This window comes from Mesorhizobium erdmanii USDA 3471, from assembly GCF_000472705.1.
Lineage (GTDB): Bacteria > Pseudomonadota > Alphaproteobacteria > Rhizobiales > Rhizobiaceae > Mesorhizobium > Mesorhizobium erdmanii.
The window spans coordinates 57,423-77,716 of the sequence record NZ_AXAE01000021.1 but is presented as its reverse complement, the minus strand read 5'-3'; the positions used below and the strand labels follow the sequence as shown (position 1 = coordinate 77,716).

Below are 20,294 nucleotides of genomic sequence, written 5' to 3'. Positions count from 1 at the left end.
CTCACGACTCGAAGAATACCAGCAAACACGGCAAAGGCGAGGCGCTTTCAAAAAACGTGAAGCCCGCCGCTATGGTTGCAATCAGAAATTAGCGGGGTTGGCGTTGGCACCACAGACCAGTACGGCAACGCGTTCGCCAGCTGCCGGCGCATAGCGGCCGGACAGGATCGCGGCGAAGGCGGCAGCACCGCCCGGCTCGGAGATGATGCGCACCTGGTTCCACAGCGCCTTCTGGGCAGCGATGATGTCGTCGTCGCTGACCAGGATGGAGCGTTCGACGAAGGCCTCGGCGATCGGAAACATCATTTCGCCGACGCGCTTCGGCGCCAGCGAATCGGCGGCGATGCCTTCAGCCGGCGCGTCGACGGGGTGACCGGCCTCGAAGGCCCGGTGAAGTGTCGGCGCGCCCTCCGGCTCGATGGCGACGATGCGGATGCGACCGGCATACCAGGCCGCGATGCCGCCGATCAGGCCGCCACCGCCGACGGCGACCAGCAGCGTATCGATCTCAGGCAAGTCCTTCTCGATTTCGAGGCCGAGCGTGCCCTGGCCGACCAGCGTTTCCTCCTGGTTGAAGGCGTGGATCTGCAAGGCGCCGGTTTCCTCGGCGAAACGTTCGCTGGCGGCCAGCGCCTCGGCATAGCGGGCGCCGCCGACAACGAGGTCGGCGCCATAGGAGCGGATGCGGTCCAGCTTGGCCTGCGGGCTTACTTCGGGAACGAAGATGGTCGCCTTGTGGCCAAGCCGCATGGCGGCGTAGGCGACGGCGGCGCCATGGTTGCCGCCGGACGCGGCCACGACGCCAGACGCGGGAACGGGCCGCTCGAGCAGATTTGTGAAGGCGCCGCGCGCCTTGAACGAGCCGGAATGCTGGAGGCATTCGAGCTTGAGGTCGACCGCCAGCGGCGGGCGGTCGAAATCGGCCATGTCGACGCGCAGCACCGGCGTGTGTCGGATATAGGGGCGGATGCGCGGTTCCATCGCGGCGATGCGTTCGCGTGTGACGGTAATGCGCTGCGACATGGTTTGCTCCTGGTCTTGCGATGCCAGCCTTATGCCAGCCAGTCCGGTACCGAATCCAGCCCGATCAGATCGTCATAGGTCAGGCGCGGGCGCACGACATGGAAACGGTCGCCGTCGACCAGCACCTCGGGCACCAGCAGCCGGGTGTTGTAGGTGCCGGCCTGCACGGCGCCATAGGCGCCGGCCGTGGAAACGGCGACGAGATCGCCGGCCTTCAGCCTGGGCAGGTCGCGGTCGAGGCCGAGATAATCGCCGGTCTCGCAGACCTGGCCGACCACGTCGACCATCATGCGCGGCGTGTCGGCGGGCGGCTGCACGACCGGCTTGATGTCGTGGAAGGCATCGTAGAGGGTCGGCCGGATCAGGTCGTTCATGGCGGCGTCGACGACCAGAAAATTCTTGGCGTCGCCTTCCTTCACGAAAATCACTTCCGAGACGAGAATGCCGGCATTGCCAACGATCAGCCGGCCCGGTTCGAACATCACCTTCAGCCCGAGCTTGGTGACATGCTTCCTGACGATCTGGGCATAGGCGTCAGGCAAAGGTGGCGGATTGTTGTCGACGCGGTACGGAATGCCCAGCCCGCCGCCGAGGTCGATATGATCGATGGCATGGCCATCGGCGCGCAGCGCGCCGACCAGATCGACCAGCAGGGCAAAGGCGTCGTCGAAAGGCTGCAGCTCGGTGATCTGGCTGCCGATATGGGTATCGATGCCGGTGACCTTGATGCCCGGAAGCGTTGCCGCCCGGGCATAGACCTGCCGCGCGCGCTGCCACGGAATGCCGAACTTGTTCTCGGCCTTGCCAGTGGAGATCTTCTTGTGGGTCTTGGCGTCGACATCGGGATTGATGCGCAGCGAGATCGGCGCCACCTTGCCCAGCGCCACGGCACGCGCCGACAGCAGCTCGAGTTCGGGTTCCGACTCGACGTTGAAGCAAAGAATGCCGGCCTCAAGGGCGAAATCCATCTCGCGCGCGGTCTTGCCGACGCCGGAGAACAGGATCTTGCCGGCCGGGACGCCGGCGGCCAAGGCCCGGCGCAATTCGCCTTCCGAGACCACGTCGGCGCCGGCGCCGAGCCTGGCCAGGGTCCGCAGCACGGCCTGGTTGGAGTTGGCCTTCATGGCGTAGCAGACCAGTGCGTCCAGCCCGGCAAAGGCCTGGGCGAAGACGCGGTAGTGCCGGGTCAAGGTGGCGGTCGAATAGCAGTAGAACGGCGTGCCGACCTGGGCGGCGATATCGGGTATTGCCACGTCCTCGGCGTGCAGCACACCGTCGCGGTAGTCGAAATGGTTCACGAGAGTGGTTCCGGAAAGTTGGAGCGCGACGAGACGGGGCTCAGAAGACCAAACCCGGCCCGACCGGTTCTAGATCAGCGGGTCGAGGAAGAACTTCTTGTCCTTGACCGGTTTTTCCGGCTCCGGCGGCAGTGGCTGTTTGGCCTTCTCGGCGTCCTTGCGGGCCTGTTCGGCGGCTTCATAGGGGGTGTCGAGACCAGCCTTGCGGCCGCAGGCGGTCACGGCGGCCATTGCCGCCAGCAGCGTCAGCGTCACCAAAATCCTGCTTCCGGTCATCGATCCATCCGTGCGAAACATTTTGTCAGCCGCCGCTTTTAGCCGAGTTCTCGGCGTATTGCACCCCGGGATATCGCCGATTGCACTATCCGGGATAGTGCTATCGCAATATCCGACATCACGCCTTTGCGATGCGCTTTTTCCAATAGCGGATCTGCTTCCTCACTTCCGACGGCGCCGTGCCGCCGAAGCTGGTGCGGCTCTTGACCGAGTTCTGCACCGCCAGCACCGAGAATATGTCCGTCGTGATGCCGGGATTGATCGACCGCAGGTCCTCCAGCGAAAGCTTCTCCAGGCTCACCTTCTTCTCCTCGGCAAGCGCCACGGCGCGACCGGTAACATGATGCGCCTCGCGGAAGGGCAGGCCGAGCGTGCGCACCAGCCAGTCGGCGAGGTCGGTCGCGGTGGCGTGACCGGAGCCGGCGGCCTTCTTCATCGCGGCTGCGTTCACCGTCATGTCCGAGACCATGCCGGTCATCGCCGCCAGCATCAGGTCGAGCGTCTCGGCGGCGTCGAAGACGGATTCCTTGTCTTCCTGCATGTCCTTGCCATAGGTCAAAGGCATGCCCTTCATCACCGTCAGGAGGCCGACCAGATGGCCGTTGACGCGGCCGGTCTTGCCACGCACCAGTTCGGCGGCGTCGGGGTTCTTCTTCTGCGGCATGATCGAGGAGCCGGTGGAGAAGCTATCCGACAGCCTGATGAAGCCGAATTGCGGCGTCGACCAGATGATGATCTCTTCGGCCAACCGAGACAGATGCGTGGCGCAGATCGCGGCCATGCCGAGGAACTCGAGCGCGAAATCGCGATCGGAGACGCTGTCCAGCGAATTGCGCATAGGCTCGCGGAAGCCGAGCGCCCTGGCGGTTTTGTGGCGGTCGATCGGGAAGCTGGTGCCGGCCAGGGCCGCCGCACCCAGCGGGCTCTCGTCCATGCGTTCGATCGCGTCGCGCACGCGCGACAGGTCGCGCGAAAACATCTCGACATAAGCCATGCAGTGATGGCCGAAGGTCACCGGCTGCGCCGCCTGCATATGGGTAAAGCCCGGCATGACGGTCGCCGCGTGCTCCTCGGCCCGCTCCAGCAGCGCCGTGATCAGGCCCTTCAGCGCCTCGGCGACGCGAAAGCACTCGTCCTTGACCCAGAGCCTCAAATCGACCGCCACCTGGTCGTTGCGCGAACGCGCGGTGTGCAGGCGGCCGGCGGCCGGGCCGATCAGGTCGGCCAGGCGAGCCTCGACATTCATGTGAATGTCTTCCAGCTTCGTTGAAAACTCGAAGCTGCCGGCCTCGATCTCTTTCAGGATCGTGTTCAGGCCGTGAGCGATTTTTTCTTGATCGGCCGCTGAAATAATGCCCGTCTCAGCCAACATTTCGCTATGCGCGATCGAACCCCTTATATCTTGCGCATAAAGTTTGCGGTCGAACGAGATCGACGCGTTGATCGCTTCCATGATCGCGGCCGGACCCGAGGCAAATCGTCCGCCCCACATCTGGTTGCTGGTCTTCTTGTCGCTCATCGCTATAAAACCCGTGCTTCGGAGCAGTTTTGAGAACATGGCAGACGGAAACAGATTTTTCCCGGCCCCGCGCCTGATCCTCGCCGCCCTGGTGGCGGGAGCGCTGGCCGGCGCGGTCGCGGTATATGTCAGCGAGAGCCGGTCTGGCAACAATGCACCGGCCCAGGTCGCCGTCGGCGACAGCAAGGACGACGTCGCCTGCGCCGCCAAGAGCAACCGCGCCAAGAAGGTTGCGGCTGCCGCCACTGGCGAGGTCGCGGCACTTCTGCCCGCCGATCCGCCGCAATCGATGAAGAGCCTTGCCTTCAATGGTCCGGACGGCAAGCCGATGACGATCGCCGACCATGCCGGCAAGACGGTGCTGCTCAACCTCTGGGCGACATGGTGCGCGCCGTGCCGTGCCGAAATGCCGGCGCTCGACGCGCTGCAGAAGGAGAAAGGCAGCGACGCCTTTCAGGTGGTCGCCGTCAATGTCGATGCCGGCGACGATGTGAAGCCGAAGAAATTCCTCAAGGACACTGCCGTCCAGGCGCTCGGCTACTACCGGGATTCGACCGTGGCGCTGTTCAACGACCTCAAGGCGCGAGGCCTAGCGCTCGGCCTTCCCGTCACCATGCTGATTGACGGCGAAGGCTGCCTGATCGCTCATATGAATGGCCCGGCCGAATGGTCTGGGCCCGACGCCAGGCGGCTGGTCGAGACGGCACTAGGATCGTAAGTTAGGCCGAACGCGCGCTTGACTTGAGCAGTACGAGGCCGCCGTCGTGGTGCTCGGAGGCGTGTATCAGGGCACGCTTGCCGTGGCCGGTCAGATCGTCGAACGCTTCGATCGGCGCGGGCTTGCCGAGATAGTAGCCTTGGCCGATCTCGCAGGCTTCGGCATTCAGGAATTTCAACTCCCCAAGTGTCTCCTCATGATCCGAACTCGGACTGCCGAGCCGGCGATTTCTAGCGCGCCGGGTTCTCCGCGTCTCGCTAGCCTGTCGGTGGTGGACACGTGCGTCAGCTACGTTACCCGCGGTTCCCCTTAGCCGTGTAATTGTGGAGGCCCACGGTCTTTACCTGCTCGCCAGCCGCCCTAGCTGGCTGAGATGCCGGTATGAATTTTGATGCCGGCCAAGCCGCCGAGGGAGAGGAGCGAGCAGCTGTGCAAAGGTCGGAGGGCCACAACAGAACTGTCACATACCTTCTCTAAGAGAGCCGGCAAGGACTTGCGCAAGACCCTTGTCAACAGCCACTCAAGAGGGAAACCATGACCATGATCAAGCGGGGCTTTGCTGCCCTTGCGGCCGGCGCGCTTAGCACCGCGCTCGCGATGCCTGCCTTTGCGGAACCGGTAAAATTCGATTTCTGGTTCGGCCTTTCGGGCGACCTCGCCCGCGTCGTCGACACGATGTGCAAGAACTTCAACGCCTCGCAGAAGGACTACGAGGTCGTCTGCACCAGCCAGGGCAATTACGACGCCACGCTGCAGAACACGATCGCCGCCTTCCGCGCCGGCAAGCAGCCGACCGTCGTCCAGGTCTATGATGTCGGCACCGCCACGATGATGCTGTCGGGTGCCTACAAGCCTGCCGACAAACTGATGGAAGAAAACGGCTACAAGATCGACTACGCCGACTATTTCCCCGGCATCGCGCGCTATTACGCGACGTCGAAGGGCGAGATGCTGTCCTTCCCGTTCAACTCGTCGACCCCGCTGATGTACTGGAACAAGGACGCCTTCGCCAAGATCGGCAAGACGGAGGCGCCGAAGACCTGGGAAGATGTCGGCGCCGACCTCAAGGCAATGAAGGACGCCGGCTACGAATGCCCGATGGCCATCAACATCTCGGCCAACGAAAGCTGGCAGCTGATGGAACAGTTCTCGGCGCTCCACAACCAGCCGATCGCCACCAAGAACAATGGCTATGACGGCCTCGACGCGCGTCTCGAAGTCAACAAGACCAAGTTCGTCCAGTACGTCACCGATCTCAAGAAATGGTATGACGCCGGCCTCATCAAGATCAAGTCCAAGGATCTCGGCCAGGACATGGTCCAGGCCTTCGCCTCGGGAACGTGCCAGGTCATCCTGACCTCGGTCGGCGACCATGGCACGGTCGGCAGGACGCAGAAGGAAGGCATGAACTGGGATGTCGCCGAACTGCCGGTCTATGCCGGCACGGAGCGCAAGAATTCGCTGGTCGGCGGTGCTTCGCTGTGGGTGCTTTCCGGCAAGTCGGATGCCGAATACAAGGGCGCGGCGGCCTTCTTGAACTTCATCCATGATCCGAAGACCGCCTTGTTCTGGTCGACCAATACCGGCTACATTCCGGTGACGAAGTCGGGCTTCGATTACATGAAAGGCCAGGGCTTCTACGACAAGGCTCCCTACAAAGGTCGCGAAGTCGCCATCGCCAGCCTGACCGCGTCCGAGCCGACCGAAATCACCCGCGGCATCCGGCTGGGTAACTTCACCCAGATCCGCGCCGAGTTCGGCACGCAGATGCAGGCGATCTTCGCCAACAAGGTCAGCGTTCAGGAAGGCCTCGACACGCTGGTCAAGAATGGCGACGCCATCCTCGACCGGTTCCAGCAGACCTATCCAGGCAAGACCTTGCCCTGATCGCTGGGATTTTTCAGGCCGCCCGCCGACTCCTGTGCTTCGAGTCGACGGGCGGTTGTTTCGCGTATTTAATGCAAACGTGACTGGCCGCTCGGCGGCATCGGCGGACCGATGGAAAAACGCGTCACTTTCAGCAGTTGGACGATCGGCATCCTGTTCGCGGTGCCGCAGCTCCTCCTGATCTTCACGTTCTTCTACTGGCCGGCGGGCCAAGCGGTCTATTGGTCGCTGACGCTGCAGCAGCCCTGGGGCGGAGGCAACATCTGGGTCGGGCTCGACAATTTCCGCTCGATCCTGGCCAACGCCGACTACTGGAACTCGATTACCGCCAGCCTCGTCTTTGCCGGGATCAGCACCGGGCTTGCGATGTTCATCGCGCTCGTGCTCGCCGCCTTGACCGATCGGCAACTCGCCGGCTCGCGCCTTTATCGCGTGGTGCTGATCTGGCCCTACGGCATCGCCGCACCCGCGTTGGCGCTGGCGTTCCGCTTCATTCTAGCGCCGGAGGCGGGGTTCCTTTCCGTCATCAACCGGATTTGGCCGGGGATCTGGGATCCGGGTCTCGATGGCGCGGACGCCATGGCATCGATCATCGTCGCCTTCTCGTGGAAATATGTCGGCTACAACTTCATTTTCTTCCTGGCCGCGTTCCAGGCCATACCCCGCTCGCTGATCGAGGCCGCCGCAATGGACGGTTCGGGCGTCATCAGGCGTTTCTGGGACATCCAGTTCCCGCTGATCACGCCGACCATCTTCTTCCTTCTGGTCATCAACATCACCGAAAGCTTCCAGGATTCCTTCGGCATCGTCGACATCATGACGTCAGGCGGCCCGGCGAATGCAACCAATCTGATGGTCTACAAGATCTATTCCGACGGCTTCAAAGGTTTGGATTATTCGGGCGCCGCCGCGCAGAGCATCATCCTGATGCTGCTCATCATCGTCCTCACCATCTTCCAGTTCCGCTTCATCGAGCGGCGCGTGCATTACGGGTGAGGATGACATGGTAGAACGCACCCCTTTCCTCAACTTCTTCACGCATTTGATTTTGTTCGTCGGTTTTGTCTTCTGCGTCGCGCCGTTCGCGGTCGTCGCCATCGCCGCGTCGCACAACCTGAGGGATGTCAACGATGTGCCGATGTCGCTGCTGCCGGGTAGCGACTTCTGGGTCAACATCAAGACGGCGTGGGTAACGGCCGGTCTCGGCCCCAAGCTGCTCAACAGCTTCATCGTCGCCGGCGGCGTGGCGGCCGGCAAAGTGATCATTTCGGCGCTCACCGCCTTCTCGATCGTCTATTTCCGTTTTCCTGGCCGGATGTTTATCTTCTGGCTGATCTTCGTCACCCTCATGCTGCCGCTGGAAGTGCGCATCGTGCCGACCTATGCGGTCGTCGCCAACGTGCTGTCGCCCTATCAGGCCATCCTCGACGTGACAGGCTTCAGCTGGCTGATCGAAAAGCTCTCGGGCGTGCAGGTCTCGCTCAACCTCGGGCTGCTTAATTCCTACCCCGGCCTGATACTGCCGCTGGTCGCCACCGCGACCGGGACCTTTCTGTACCGCCAGTTCTTCCTCACCGTGCCGGATGAACTGACCGAGGCGGCGCGTATGGACGGTGCGGGGCCGCTGCGGTTCTTCATCGATGTTCTTCTTCCGCTGTCGCGCAACAACATGGCGGCACTCGGGACCATCATGTTTCTGTGGGCCTGGAACCAGTATCTGTGGCCGCTGCTCATCACCACCGACCAGTCGCACGCGATGGCGGTGACCGAGCTCAAGCAGCTGATCCCCAATGTCGGCGGCACTCCGGAATGGCACATTGCCATGGCCGGCACGTTGATCGTCATGCTGCCGCCGCTGGTTGTCGTGGTGCTCATGCAACGCTGGATCGTGCGTGGCCTGATCGCTACCGAGAAATAACAGGAGACAAAAAATGGCCTCCATCACCATTCGCGGCGTCAAGAAGAACTACGCCAAGACGCAGGTCGTGCACGGTGTCGACCTCGACTTCGCGTCGGGGGAATTCGTCGTCATCCTGGGACCGTCCGGCTGCGGCAAGTCCACATTGTTGCGCATGATCGCCGGGCTGGAGGAGATCTCCGACGGCACGATCGCCATCGACGGCCTCGTCGTCAACAAACTGGAACCGCGCGAGCGCGGCTGCGCCATGGTTTTCCAGAACTACGCGCTCTATCCGCATATGAGCGTGGCGCAGAACATCGGCTACTCGCTCAAGGTCGCCGGTATTCCGGCGGCCGAGCGTAATCAGCGCATCCAGGCGGTCGCCCGCACGCTGGAGCTCGAACATCTGCTCGACCGCAAGCCGATGGCGCTTTCCGGCGGCCAACGGCAGCGCGTCGCCATGGGCCGCGCCATGATCCGCGAGCCAAAGGTGTTCCTGTTCGACGAGCCGCTGTCCAATCTCGACGCCAAGCTGCGCGTGCAGATGCGCTCGGAAATCCGCAAGCTGCATCGCCGGCTGAACGCCACTTCGGTCTTCGTCACCCATGACCAGGTCGAGGCGATGACGCTCGCCGACCGTCTGGTCATCATGAACGGCGGAAAGGTCGAGCAGGTTGGCACACCAAGTGAAATCTACACCCGCCCGGCGAGCCGCTTCGTCGCCACCTTTGTCGGCGCGCCGGCCATGAACATGCTCGAAGGCACCGTCGAGCTCGACGGGCTATCGCTGCTCGGCGGCAGCCGGCGCCTGGCCATGGCGCGCGCCGGCCTGCCGGTCGGCACCAAGGTCGCGATGGGTATCCGGCCGGAAGCCGTCCGCCTAGTAGCGTCCGGCAGCGCGGGCGCGCTAGATGCCACCGTCGACCTAGTCGAGGAACTGGGCGCGGGGCGGGTCATCTACGTCGATCTCGACGGCGCGCCGTTTTCGGTGATGACGTCGGAGGCGGTCCACCCCGAGCCCGGCAGCACTATCGGTTTGAAGATCTTGCCCGAAGACATGCATTTCTTCTCGTCGGAGACCGGAAGCCGTCTCGATGTCTTCAAGGCCTCCGTACCCGAGCCGGCACTCTGATTTTTCAGGCGTCATTGATCAGCGGCCGAGCTGCTTAGTTGAATCCGGAAATCGCATCTCGCTACCGCATGCCGGGCGCCGCAGCGTCAGACTTTCAGGCGAACACATGCGCCTTTCCCGACACGGTGAGCCGCACGATCTCGCCGACCGACGGCGCGTCCATGCCGGATTTGCGCAGGATCAAAGGCTTGTTGCCGATCGCCGCGGCGTCCGGTGGGTCGGCATTGTTCAGCAGCCGCACCGCGATCGTGCATGTCGAGCCGGCGAATTCCGATTCCGTCACTTCGCCAAACAGCATGTCTGATGTGCCCGACATGCCTTCGCGCGATGTTCTCTTCAGCGCAATCTGCTCCGGCCGCAACATGATGCGGGCGACGTCGCGGCTGTCATTGGTATCGACGGCGATGCGGCCGAGCGGCGAGTTGGCGAAGCCGCCCGAGATGCTCGCCGGCAGGATGATGGCGTCGCCGAGGAACTCAGCGATCATCCTGTCCTTCGGCTTGAGGTAGAGATCGCGCGGCGTGCCGACCTGCGAGAATTTGCCTTCTCTCATCACCGCCACCTGGGCGGCGAAGGACAGTGCTTCGGCCTGGTCGTGCGTCACCAGGATGGTGGTGATGCCGGCCGCCTCCAGAAGTTCGGCCACCGCTTTACGCATCGAGGCGCGCAGTCCGGTGTCGAGCGCGGAGAACGGCTCGTCGAGCAGCATCAGCCGCGGCTTCATCGCCATGGCGCGAGCGAGCGCGACGCGCTGCTGCTGGCCGCCTGAAAGCTCGTGCGGGCGGCGCTTGAGGATCGCTTTGTCCAGTCCAACGATATAGGCGAGTTCGATGATGCGCTCGGTGCGCTTGTCCTCGCCGCGGCCCAGGCCGAAACCGATATTGTCCGATATGGTCAGATGCGGGAACAGGGCGCCGTCCTGCGCCACAACGCCGATGCCGCGGCGATGCGCCGGGACAGCCGTGCCGCCATTGGCCAGCACCTCGCCGTCGAGCACGATGCGGCCTTCGTCCGGCGCCTCGAAGCCGGCGATCAGCCGCAGCAAGGTGGTCTTGCCGCAGCCGGAGGGGCCGACGATGGCGGTGCGGCTGCCGCTAGCGACATCGAGGTCGACGCCGGCCAGTGCGGCGACCGGACCATAATGCTTGTGCAGGTCGCGGATTTCGAGAGAGGTCATCGTCCGGCCATCCGTTTCGACTGGACATAGAGCAGCCAGGTCAGCGGCAGCGACATCGCCACCATGATGAAGGCGTAAGGGGCGGCCGAGGCGTAATCGATCTCGCCGCTGTAGGACCAGAACGCCATCGCCAGCGTGCGGGTGCCGTTCGGCGCCAGCATCTGGGTCGCGGTCAGTTCGTTCATGATGCCGAGCGCCACCAGCGCCATGCCGGCCGCGGCACCGGGCGCCGACAGGCGGATGGTCGTCGACCACAGCGCGTTGAGCGGGCGTCGGCCGAGGCTGGACGCGGCGCGTTCGAGCTCGACGGGCGCCTGGGCGATCGAGGCGCGCAGGCTGACAAGGGCTCGCGGCAGGAACATGAGTGCATAGGCGACCAGGATGGTGAACAGCGTCTGATAGAGCGGAAGCGCAATGCGCACGGTGATAGTGACCAGCGCCAGCGCGATGACGACACCCGGTAGCGAGCCGACGATGTAGTTGCAACCCTCCAGCAGGCGCTGCAAGGGTCCCGGCGCGCGGATCGAGATCCAGGCCATCGGCATGGCGGCGACGGTGGCAAGCAGTGCCCCTGCAAGCGCCAGGAACAGGGTCTGGCCGAGTGCCAGGCCAATCTCGTCGAGGCGCCAGACCTCGGCGCCGCCGGCGACGAGCCAGCGGCCGATGGTGACGAACGGCACGCCGAGCGCCAGCAGCGTGGTAAGGACAAGCAAGAGCAGGCTCGGGATGGTGGCATGGCCGAGGCTTGTGCGCGGCTGGTGGCGTGCCGCGCCGGAGCCGACACGGGCATAGCGTTCCTCGCCGCGCACCAGGACTTCGAGGCCCAGAAGCACGAAGCAGCAGGTCACCAGGACACCGGCCAGCATGTTGGCGGCCGGCCCGTTGAAGGTCGACTGGAACTGGTCGACGATCGCGGTGGTGAAGGTGTCGAAGCGGATGAAGACGTAGAGGCCATATTCTGCCAGCAGATGCAGCCCGACCAGCAGCGAGCCGCCGCAGATGGCGAGCCTGAGCTGCGGCACCACGACACGCCAGAACACCCACCACGGGCCGAGGCCAAGGGCTGCGGCCGCGTCCTCGAGAGCCGGGTCGAGGCGACGCAGCGCCGCCGAAATGGGCAGATAGAGAAACGGGAAATAAGCGATGACGGACACCAGGACGCCGGCCCACAGGCCGTGCAGCCCGGGCACCATGGTGATCCATGCATAGGAATGCACGAAAGCGGGAATGGCGAGCGGCGCCACGCACAGCCAGGCCCACAGCCTGGCGCCGGGCAGGTCGCTGCGCTCGGTCAGCCAGGCCAGCGCGACAGACAGGACGATGGCGATCGGGACGGTCAGCAACACCAGCAGCGTGGTGTTGACCAGCAGTTCCCCAACACGCGGCCGGAAGACCAACGCCGAGACGGTCTCCCAGCCGGTCTGCACCGCGATCCAGACGATGAAGGCGAGCGGCAAAAGGGCGAGCAGCGAGACGAAGACGGCGGCGGTGATCAGCCAGGGGGCGGCCCGCCGCTTAGCCCTTCGGCGCATCTTCGGCGGCTGGCGAGAGCGCGCGAGATCGACCGCAGACTGCATCGGCTCAGGCGCCGTTCGGTTGCGGCGCAGCGGCGGCAATTGAAGGATCGCTATGGCGGTCAGGAACACAGCTTGTCGTCATCGACGAGTCTCGAAAAATAAAACGCTCCCGCAGAATTCCCGCGGGAGCAAGGCCTGACGTCCTTATTAGGACGAACGGCAACTAAAGCAAGCCGGCTGCCGTCATCAGGTCGGTGACCTTCTTGGAGTTCAGCGTCGCGGCGTCGACCTTCGGCGCCTGCAGATCGGCGAGCGGCACCAGCTTCGGGTTGGATTCGGCATCCTTGCCGACGGCGTATTCGAAGGAGTTTCCGTTCTTCAGCACATCCTGGCCGCCCTTGCCGGTCACCCACTTCAGGAAGGCCTGGGCTTCCTTCGGATGCTTGCTCGAGGCGAGCACGCCACCACCCGAGACCGAGACGAATGCGCCCGGATCCTGGTTCTTGAAATAGTGCAGCGCGACGTTCTTGCTGTTCTCGCCGGTCTTGGCCTGATCGCCGAAGTAGTAATAATGGTAGATCACGCCGCCTTCGATCTCGCCGGCATTGACCGCCTTCATGACGGTGCTGTTGCCCTTGTAAGCGGTGAAATTGGTCTTCATCGCCTTCAGCCAGTCCGCTGTCGCCGCCTCACCCTTGAGCTGCAGCAGCGCGCTGACGATGGCCTGGAAGTCGGCGCCCGAAGGCGAGGCGGCCCAGCGGCCCTTCCAGCTCGGATCGGCGAGATCGAGCAGCGACTTGGGCAGCTTGTCGGCGCTCAGCTTGGACTTGTTGTAGGCGAATACGGTGCTGCGCGCGGCCACGCCCACCCATTTGCCGCTGGCTGCCTGATAGTCCTGCGGCACCTGAGCCAGCGTGTCGGCATCGACCGGCGCGAACAGGCCGGCATTCTCGACCAGCACCATGGCCGGTGAATTCTCGGTCAGGAACACGTCGGCGGGCGAGGCCGCGCCTTCGGCGACGATCTGGTTGGAGAAGTCGCTGTCGCCGCCATTGCGCAAGGTGACCTTGATGCCGGTTTCCTTGGTGAACCCTTCGGCCCATTCCTTGGCCAGGCTCTCATGCTGCGCGTTGTAGACGATGATGTCGGCATCTTCTGCCATCGCCGGCGCGGTGATCAGGCTGATTGCCAGTGCGGTAGCACCGGCAAGGGCGGAAAGAGCGTGTTTCATGGCGTCGTCCTTGGTTTAAGGTTGGCAGGGCTCTCCTATCGATACCTGAGCATGGTAGTCAACATTTATGATCTGCTACAATCGGTCGCGAGGGCACAAACCCCCGTGCCGGACCAACAATTCCTCGTGATGGCGATGCAATAACCGCGTGCTTCAGATCGCTGGCAGACCTGCCGCCTGGATCATCGGCGCGGTTTCCAGGCCGTAGAAAAGGACGGAATCACGCCGGACGACATTCGGGATATCCAGACGCCAGCCGCTGGCTTCTGTAAACAGGGCTTCCAGAAGGACAGCCAACTCTGCCCGCGCAACGTGCTGACCAAGGCAGGCGTGAAGCCCGGTGCCGAATGCCAGCGCAGATGAAACACCCGAGCGCAGATCGAGGCGGTCGCCGGCCGGGAAGACCGAAACATCCCGGTTGGCGCTCGCCAGCACCGGTACAACCGCTTGGCCAGCCGTGATGGTCGCGCCGCCGATCTCCAGGTCCTGCGCGGCAATGCGGGCCCCGGCAAAATGCACCGGCGCACAAAAACGAAGCAGTTCCTCCGCTGCAGCCGACCAGCCGACAGTCCCGCCTTCGAGCAACGACAATTGGTCCGGGGCCTCTGCCAGTGCGGCCAGCGCATTGCCAAAGGTATCGACCACAGTGGCTTGTCCGGCAAAGAGCAGGAAGACGATGTTCGCAATGGCGTCGTCTCTGCGCCAGCGACCAGCCTCAACCTCGGCGAGCATCTGGGCCGAAATGCCGTTTGGGCGCACGCCGCCTCCCTCGATGGCTTGCGACGCCCATGCCTCCAGCCGGCGGCAGGCCTCATTGGCGTCGTTGTCGACATTCCCGGTGCGGATATCCAGGGCCTTGGCCATGCGCTGGGCGTCGCTTCCGATCAGCCAGGGATCGTCGATATCGATGCCGAGGATCTGTTCAAGGCCCGAAAACGATAGCGGCAAGCCTATGTCGCGAATCGCGTCGAACCAAGGCTTGCCCGCCGCTGCCCGGGTCAGCTCCGATGCCTTGGGCATGAGCTGGCTGAACAGCCCTTTGCCGGCGGAAAACGTCAGGGAGCCAGCCAGGGGACGCCGCAGATGCATGTGTCGCGGCGGGTCGGACAGAAGCATCGAGCGTGTCAACAAATCCAACGCCGGATTGGCGCTGATCTTCTGCCTGACTTCCTGGTAGGTGCCTGGAGGTGCCTGCAACAAAAAGGGGTGTTTCAGGGCCTCGGATACGAGAGCGTGGCTGAACACGTACAAGGCCACGCCGACCTCCGGATAGGGAGGCTTGCCCCAACTGGCGCCACCCTCTGCCCGACGACGAGCGAATTCAGGAAAAGGATCGCTGCCAAGGGCGAAAGGATCGAAAAGATCGGGCTGGATCGTCATGGGGCGAGATCAACGGCAAAGATGACGCGAAACCCGCCAGAACTGATGTCCTGCGGCAGAAAATCGGGCGCTAGGTGAAGGAATTCGCACTGCAGAACGCGCCTGTAGAACCGCAGCAGCGGGTCCCTCGTTAGAGCCTCGACCGCGGGCGTCACGCCGGTCCGATGCCAATGGTCGATGGTCCGGCGAAACGCTGGATTCGGCCGAACCTTGTCGGGGAAATCGTCCTGGGCTCCCGCATAGGACGGACATCGCCCATCGCCGACCAGCCAGCGGGCTCCAACCCGACGGCCGTGCTCGGTCAGTTGCGACAAGAGGCGGCGTGCCATGTCGGTGCCGCGAAAGTCAGGCCGCAAACCAAGGTTGTAAACGTAGAGCGATCTGGCCGGTCCGGTCCGGGCTAGCGAAGAATAAGCGGAGAAGGTTTTCGGGAATTCTTCCCTGTCGTGAGGGTCCTGGCTGGTCTCCACGAAACCGATAGCGCCGGCAACGAGATGTTCGGCCACGGCGATGATCGTTGTATGTCCCAAGGAAAGACGGCGCCTGATCGTTTCTTGGCTGGCGCCGAGAGGCCCCCAGGCCGCCGCCTCCATCGCGGCCATGTCTGGAATATCATTTTCAACGAGCTGACGAAAAATGACAGGTCCCATCGTGGAATGCGGCCTCACCAATCCGCCGTTGAATGATTTACATTAGCTGCTAGTGAGTCCATGGGGAGGGTGTCCAGTGATTTTCTATTTATGCCATCGCCTACATGCCAACACGCTCGCAAGTCTGCTCATCTATTTCCGGCCCGACCTCCAGGATTTTGTCCGCATTGTTCCTTATGAAGAGAGGAATCACCTGCTGGCGATATCCAGTGCTACTGTCATCTGGACCGATTTGGATCGCCTGAGCCAATCCGAGATACAGTCGGGCGCCGAACTCAGCGAACAATTGAGGATAAGGCAACCTGATATTGTGCAGCTCAATCACCCGGCAAAGACCCTCCAGCGGTTCGACCTGCTGCGTTTGCTCTACGCCGACGGCAGCAACCGCTTCAACGTGTACCGACCGGAAAAGCTGCCTGACGAATTGCGTTTTCCTGTGTTTCTGCGCGACGAGGCAGGCGCGACGTACAAAACGCCAAGGCTGTTGAATACCCCGGAACAACTCCGCGTCGAGATCGCCAATCTGGGCGCCGCGCGCTTTGTGCGCCCGATGGTGGTGGAATTTGAATCGAAGCCTCTTCGCGACGGGTATTACCGGAAATACGCCGCCTATCGCATCGGTGACCACAGCTATGCGCAGCACTGCTTCGCCAGCCGGGACTGGTTCATCAAGGATCCAGGCAAGGGGATGGCGGGAGCGCATCTGGCAGAGCATGCGGCCTATGTTCGTGACAACCCGCACGCGGCCGAGTTAATGCCCATTTTCGAAAAGGCTGCGGTTTCCTACGGCCGTATTGATTACACCATCGTCGATGCGCGCATCCAGGTGTTCGAGATCAATACCAACCCAACCGTGCTGAACTATCCGCCGACCATTTTCGATTCGTACGATTCGTTGCCTTACGCCAACATGCATGCCGATGCCTTGATGCGTCTCCCGCATGCGCAAGACCGCGTATCCCATCCTGACATCGACAGGGCTCATCTGCACCTTCTCGGCCGCCTGCGCACAAAGTACCGCAGGCGACGGGTCAAGCTGACGGTGCGCAAGGGCTTCAGCTTGTTCAGGGACACTGTCCTGGGAGCCAAGGCGTCGACGGATACGGGCAATCAAAGCAGATGACGCGCCGACGTCAGGCGCGGCCCCTCAAACTTTCTTGATTTGCCGGTACTTTGGCTTGGACATTATTTCGCCGGCCACGTAACAAATCAGTGCCGAGGCACGAAATCGGGGGAGTGAACTCTTGTGAGCGGCAAGGACGAGGCCGAACTTTCCCGGCTGTTGCGGGCCGCGATCGCCGGAGATGAAAAGGCCTATGCCGACTTTCTGCATCGGATTGCCGCGCTGATGCGCGGCTTTATCCGGCGCAAGATCGTGCAAGGCGGAGTCGATCCCGAGGATGTCGTGCAGGAAACCTTGCTGGCCATTCATGTGAAACGGCATACCTGGCGCCAGGATGCGCCGGTGCTGCCGTGGGTCTATGCGATCGCCCGCTTCAAGCTGATCGATGCGTTCCGGCGGCGCGGACGGCGCATCGAGATCGATGTCGACGATATCGCCGAGACCTTTGCCGAGCCGGAAACCGAAACCGCCAGCGAGCGCGACATCAACAGGGCCCTGGACGGGCTGCCGCCGGCCCAGCGTTCCGTGGTCTCGGCCGTGTCGGTGGAGGGCCGCTCGATCGGCGAGACGGCGGCGAAGTTCGGCATCAGCGAGACGGCTGTGCGTGTGTCGCTGCATCGCGGGCTTGCCGCGATAGCCAGGCGATTCGGGCAGGGCCGAGTTGGACGGGAATGACATGAGGACCGAGGATCTCATCAAGGCGCTCGACGCCGATGCAAGCAGCAAGGCGATGCCATTACGCTCGGCCTGGTGGCTGGCCGCCGGCGCCGCCATTGTCATGGCGGCGATCGTCTTCATGCTGACGATCGGCCCGCGCCCCGACTTCATGGTCGCCGCGCACACGATACGCTTCCTCGCCAAGTTCGTTTTCACCATCGTGCTGGCCGTCAGCGCCTTCGCCTCGATCCGGGCCTTGTCGACGCCAGGTGCCTCGACAGGCCGGGCGATGGCGTGGATGCTGGCCGCGCCGCTGCTGGTGGCCGTGGCGGTGGTGCTGGAGCTTTTCATGGTGCCGGAGGCGTTGTGGGGCACGCGCATGGTCGGCTCCAACATGATGATCTGCATGGGCTTCATCCCGCTGATCGGCATCGGCCCGCTGGCCATCTTCCTGTGGATGCTGCGCTACGGTGCACCGACGCGGCCTGTGCTTGCCGGCGCGGTCGCCGGTCTGCTTGCCGGCGGACTGGCGGCGACCTTCTATGCCGCGCACTGTTTCGACGATTCGCCACTCTTCGTCGCCACCTGGTACACGATCGCGATTGCGGCACTTGCCCTGTTTGGCGCGCTCGGCGGGCGGTTTTTCGTGCGCTGGTAGCAGCCTATCCGCGACCACGGCCCCATGCACACCGATCCTTAATCATGCCGGCAATTGTTTGCCGGTTATCCCTGTCGCCAGAACTCCGGGCGCAACCTTTCCTTAAAATCGATCCTTCAGGGTTTTAACGGGAAAAGGCGATTGCCCACGGGGGTGGCACGGATCGTGACTTTGCGTGGAATGATTGGGCCGGGACCCTACAGGCGTGCAGCGCTGGCGCTGCTTGTGGCTGGTTTTGGCGTGGTGTCGGCGTTGCTTGCGCTGTCGAGGCTGGACCTTGGCGCGGAAGCGCTCAGACTTTGTCTTCAAGTGTCGGTAGTTGTGACAGCGGGCGCGCTTTTCCTCGCCGGCCTGTTTGTCGTTCGCATGTCGGACGACCGGCGGCAGATCGCGCGGAGCGAGCAGCGCTTCCGCCGGGCCATGCAGGATTCAGCGATCGGCATCGCCATTGTCGGGCTGGACGGGCGCATTATGGAAACCAATCCGGCCTTCGCCTCGATGCTTGGCTACAGCCGTGAAGAGATCGAGGCGCTGACCTTTCTCCAGATCACCCATCCTGACGACCTGCACATCGGGCGGGAAACCATGGAAGGCATCGAAGCGGGCACGGTCGACGCCTTCCAATTCGAAAAGCGTTACCTCAAGAAGGACGGTACACCCGTCTGGTCGCATCTCGCCGGCTCGGTCATTCGTGACGACAAAAACGGGCGCCCGCTCTACCTGGTCTCTCAGATCGAGGACATCGACGCGCGCAAGCAGGCCGAGGCGCGCATCGCCGAGGCGGAGACGCGCTGGAACTTCGCACTCGCCGGCGCCGGCCAGGGCGTCTGGGACCTCGATATGCGAAGGGGTGGCACGACCTACTCGTCGACGTGGGTCAAGATGCTGGGTTATGACGACGGCGAACTTAATGGCGATCCCGACCATTGGCTGACGATGATCCATCCCGACGATCGCGAGGCCGTCGCCGACGCTGATCGCGAGCACCTTGCCGGGAAGACCGATTTTTTCGAAGCCGAGTTCAGGATGCGTCACAAGGATGGCCGCTGGATCTGGATTCTCGACCGCGGCAAGGCCATCGAGCGCGACGGGGACGGGCGTCTGATCAGGGCCATCGGCAGCTTGACCGACATCACGCGGCGCAAGGAGACCGAGGAGCGCCTGACGGTGTCGGCGGCGATGCTAGCCGACGAGAAGGAGCGGCTCCGGGTGACGCTGCAGTCGATCGGCGACGCCGTTATCTGCACCGATGCGGCCAACCGCGTCACCTTCATGAACCCGGTTGCCGAGAAGCTGACCGGCGTTTCCGGGGAGGCGGCTCTCGGCAAGACGCTCGGCCATGTCTATTGGGCGGTCGACGAAGAGACGGGTCACAGGATCGGCGTGAGCCGGCCGGCGATCGGCGCGGAGGTGCCCTCCGACCAGAACAGCCGCGCCGTGTTGATCCGCCGCGACGACACACGCTGCAGCATCCGCCAGGTCGTGTCGCCGATCATGAACGAGCGCCACGAGTTCTGCGGGCTGGTCATCGTATTCCAGGATTTTACCGATGCGCGCGCCCTGCAGCGGCAGCTGGCCCACGCCGCCGCGCATGATGCGCTGACCGGCCTTGCCAATCGCTCCAGTTTCATCCGTACGATGGAGGAGATCGTCGATCAGGCGCGCAAGGATGCTGCCGCGACCGGCAGTAGCGGGCGTCAGTTCATGTTCATCGACCTCGACCATTTCAAACTGGTCAACGACACGGGTGGTCACGCCGCGGGAGACGCCTTGCTCAAGCGAGTCGCCGAGGCCATGCGCGGCGTGCTTGGGCCAGAAGACATCGTCGCGCGCCTGGGCGGCGACGAATTCGCGGTCATCCTGAAATCGGGTTCGACCGCCAGCGCCAGGATCGCGGCACGCTCGGTCCTCGATGCGATAGCCGGACTGAACTTCACGTGGGATGGCCGGCCGCACGCGATCGGCGCCAGCATCGGGCTGGCGGCCATCAATTCCGATTGCGGCGAGGCGGACGAGATCATCGCAAGGGCCGACGCCGCCTGCTATGCGGCCAAGGCCTCTGGTCGGGGATGCGTTTGCGTGGCGCCGGACGGGATGATCACAGACGACAGGTCGGAACGGCCGCTAGCGGCCGCGTCGTGAGCGCCG

General features: G+C 63.4%; 19 protein-coding genes. 9 read left to right on the top strand and 10 right to left on the bottom strand.

From position 1 onward, the window contains the following. Positions 1-81: 81 nt before the first annotated feature. The 4 genes from A3AU_RS0117860 to argH form a co-directional block, all read right to left on the bottom strand. Positions 82-1,023, bottom strand: a complete 942-nt coding sequence (locus A3AU_RS0117860) for a threonine/serine dehydratase (protein ID WP_027054071.1) — start codon at positions 1,021-1,023, stop codon at positions 82-84. A 29-nt stretch (positions 1,024-1,052) separates the two neighbouring features. Next, positions 1,053-2,321, bottom strand: a complete 1,269-nt coding sequence (lysA, locus tag A3AU_RS0117855) for a diaminopimelate decarboxylase (RefSeq protein WP_027054070.1) — start codon at positions 2,319-2,321, stop codon at positions 1,053-1,055. 69 nt (positions 2,322-2,390) lie between these two features. After that, entirely contained in the window at positions 2,391-2,597 is a 207-nt protein-coding gene (locus A3AU_RS0117850; protein WP_027054069.1) for a hypothetical protein, read from the bottom strand. A 118-nt stretch (positions 2,598-2,715) separates the two neighbouring features. Further along, positions 2,716-4,116, bottom strand: coding sequence for an argininosuccinate lyase (gene argH / locus A3AU_RS0117845; RefSeq protein WP_032917602.1), 1,401 nt, complete (start codon positions 4,114-4,116; stop codon positions 2,716-2,718). 37 nt (positions 4,117-4,153) lie between these two features. Here argH and tlpA point away from each other — a divergent pair, with 37 nt between their 5' ends. Then, a complete protein-coding gene (gene tlpA / locus A3AU_RS0117840; RefSeq protein WP_027054067.1) occupies positions 4,154-4,834 on the top strand; it encodes a thiol:disulfide interchange protein TlpA in 681 nt (226 codons plus the stop codon). A gap of 1 nt (position 4,835) precedes the next feature. On the opposite strand, the gene A3AU_RS1000000138025 is transcribed toward tlpA, so the two are convergent. After that, positions 4,836-5,012 (bottom strand): hypothetical protein, encoded by a 177-nt coding sequence (locus tag A3AU_RS1000000138025; protein ID WP_335336348.1) that lies wholly within the window; start codon positions 5,010-5,012, stop codon positions 4,836-4,838. A gap of 356 nt (positions 5,013-5,368) precedes the next feature. On the opposite strand from A3AU_RS1000000138025, the gene A3AU_RS0117830 reads away from it, so the two are divergent. The 4 genes from A3AU_RS0117830 to A3AU_RS0117815 all read left to right on the top strand — a co-directional run bounded on the left by A3AU_RS0117830 (position 5,369) and on the right by A3AU_RS0117815 (position 9,753). Beyond that, positions 5,369-6,721: an extracellular solute-binding protein gene (locus tag A3AU_RS0117830; RefSeq protein ID WP_027054066.1), complete on the top strand. Its 1,353-nt coding sequence runs from the start codon at positions 5,369-5,371 to the stop codon at positions 6,719-6,721. A gap of 111 nt (positions 6,722-6,832) precedes the next feature. Beyond that, positions 6,833-7,717 (top strand): carbohydrate ABC transporter permease, encoded by an 885-nt coding sequence (locus A3AU_RS0117825; RefSeq protein WP_027054065.1) that lies wholly within the window; start codon positions 6,833-6,835, stop codon positions 7,715-7,717. A gap of 7 nt (positions 7,718-7,724) precedes the next feature. After that, positions 7,725-8,639 (top strand): ABC transporter permease subunit, encoded by a 915-nt coding sequence (locus A3AU_RS0117820; protein WP_027054064.1) that lies wholly within the window; start codon positions 7,725-7,727, stop codon positions 8,637-8,639. A 13-nt stretch (positions 8,640-8,652) separates the two neighbouring features. Beyond that, complete coding sequence (locus A3AU_RS0117815; protein ID WP_027054063.1) at positions 8,653-9,753, top strand: sn-glycerol-3-phosphate import ATP-binding protein UgpC; 1,101 nt, start codon at positions 8,653-8,655, stop codon at positions 9,751-9,753. Between the two features lie 94 nt (positions 9,754-9,847). Here A3AU_RS0117815 and A3AU_RS0117810 read toward each other — a convergent pair whose 3' ends face one another. From A3AU_RS0117810 to A3AU_RS0117785, 5 genes are all read right to left on the bottom strand, one after another. Then, on the bottom strand, positions 9,848-10,930 hold the full coding sequence (locus tag A3AU_RS0117810) for an ABC transporter ATP-binding protein (protein WP_027054062.1): 1,083 nt from the start codon (positions 10,928-10,930) through the stop codon (positions 9,848-9,850). Then, entirely contained in the window at positions 10,927-12,507 is a 1,581-nt protein-coding gene (locus A3AU_RS0117805) for an ABC transporter permease (RefSeq protein ID WP_027054061.1), read from the bottom strand. The genes A3AU_RS0117810 and A3AU_RS0117805 overlap by 4 nt, the downstream gene beginning before the upstream one ends. 163 nt (positions 12,508-12,670) lie before the next feature. After that, a complete protein-coding gene (locus A3AU_RS0117800) occupies positions 12,671-13,678 on the bottom strand; it encodes an iron ABC transporter substrate-binding protein (protein WP_027054060.1) in 1,008 nt (335 codons plus the stop codon). Between the two features lie 153 nt (positions 13,679-13,831). Continuing rightward, positions 13,832-15,058: a cytochrome P450 gene (locus tag A3AU_RS0117790; RefSeq protein ID WP_027054059.1), complete on the bottom strand. Its 1,227-nt coding sequence runs from the start codon at positions 15,056-15,058 to the stop codon at positions 13,832-13,834. After that, entirely contained in the window at positions 15,055-15,660 is a 606-nt protein-coding gene (locus tag A3AU_RS0117785) for an N-acetyltransferase (protein WP_154674612.1), read from the bottom strand. Before A3AU_RS0117785 ends, A3AU_RS0117790 begins: the two co-directional genes overlap by 4 nt. Positions 15,661-15,784: 124 nt before the next feature. Here A3AU_RS0117785 and A3AU_RS01000000135630 point away from each other — a divergent pair, with 124 nt between their 5' ends. The 4 genes from A3AU_RS01000000135630 to A3AU_RS0117765 all read left to right on the top strand — a co-directional run bounded on the left by A3AU_RS01000000135630 (position 15,785) and on the right by A3AU_RS0117765 (position 20,288). Continuing rightward, the gene (locus A3AU_RS01000000135630; protein WP_154674611.1) at positions 15,785-16,831 is read left to right on the top strand and encodes a hypothetical protein; all 1,047 of its coding nucleotides are present in this window, start codon (positions 15,785-15,787) and stop codon (positions 16,829-16,831) included. A gap of 123 nt (positions 16,832-16,954) precedes the next feature. Continuing rightward, on the top strand, positions 16,955-17,506 hold the full coding sequence (locus A3AU_RS0117775) for a sigma-70 family RNA polymerase sigma factor (RefSeq protein ID WP_027054057.1): 552 nt from the start codon (positions 16,955-16,957) through the stop codon (positions 17,504-17,506). A 1-nt stretch (position 17,507) separates the two neighbouring features. Continuing rightward, positions 17,508-18,146, top strand: coding sequence for an NrsF family protein (locus tag A3AU_RS0117770; RefSeq protein WP_027054056.1), 639 nt, complete (start codon positions 17,508-17,510; stop codon positions 18,144-18,146). Between the two features lie 180 nt (positions 18,147-18,326). Further along, a complete protein-coding gene (locus tag A3AU_RS0117765) occupies positions 18,327-20,288 on the top strand; it encodes a PAS domain S-box protein (RefSeq protein WP_051355394.1) in 1,962 nt (653 codons plus the stop codon). Positions 20,289-20,294: the final 6 nt, after the last annotated feature.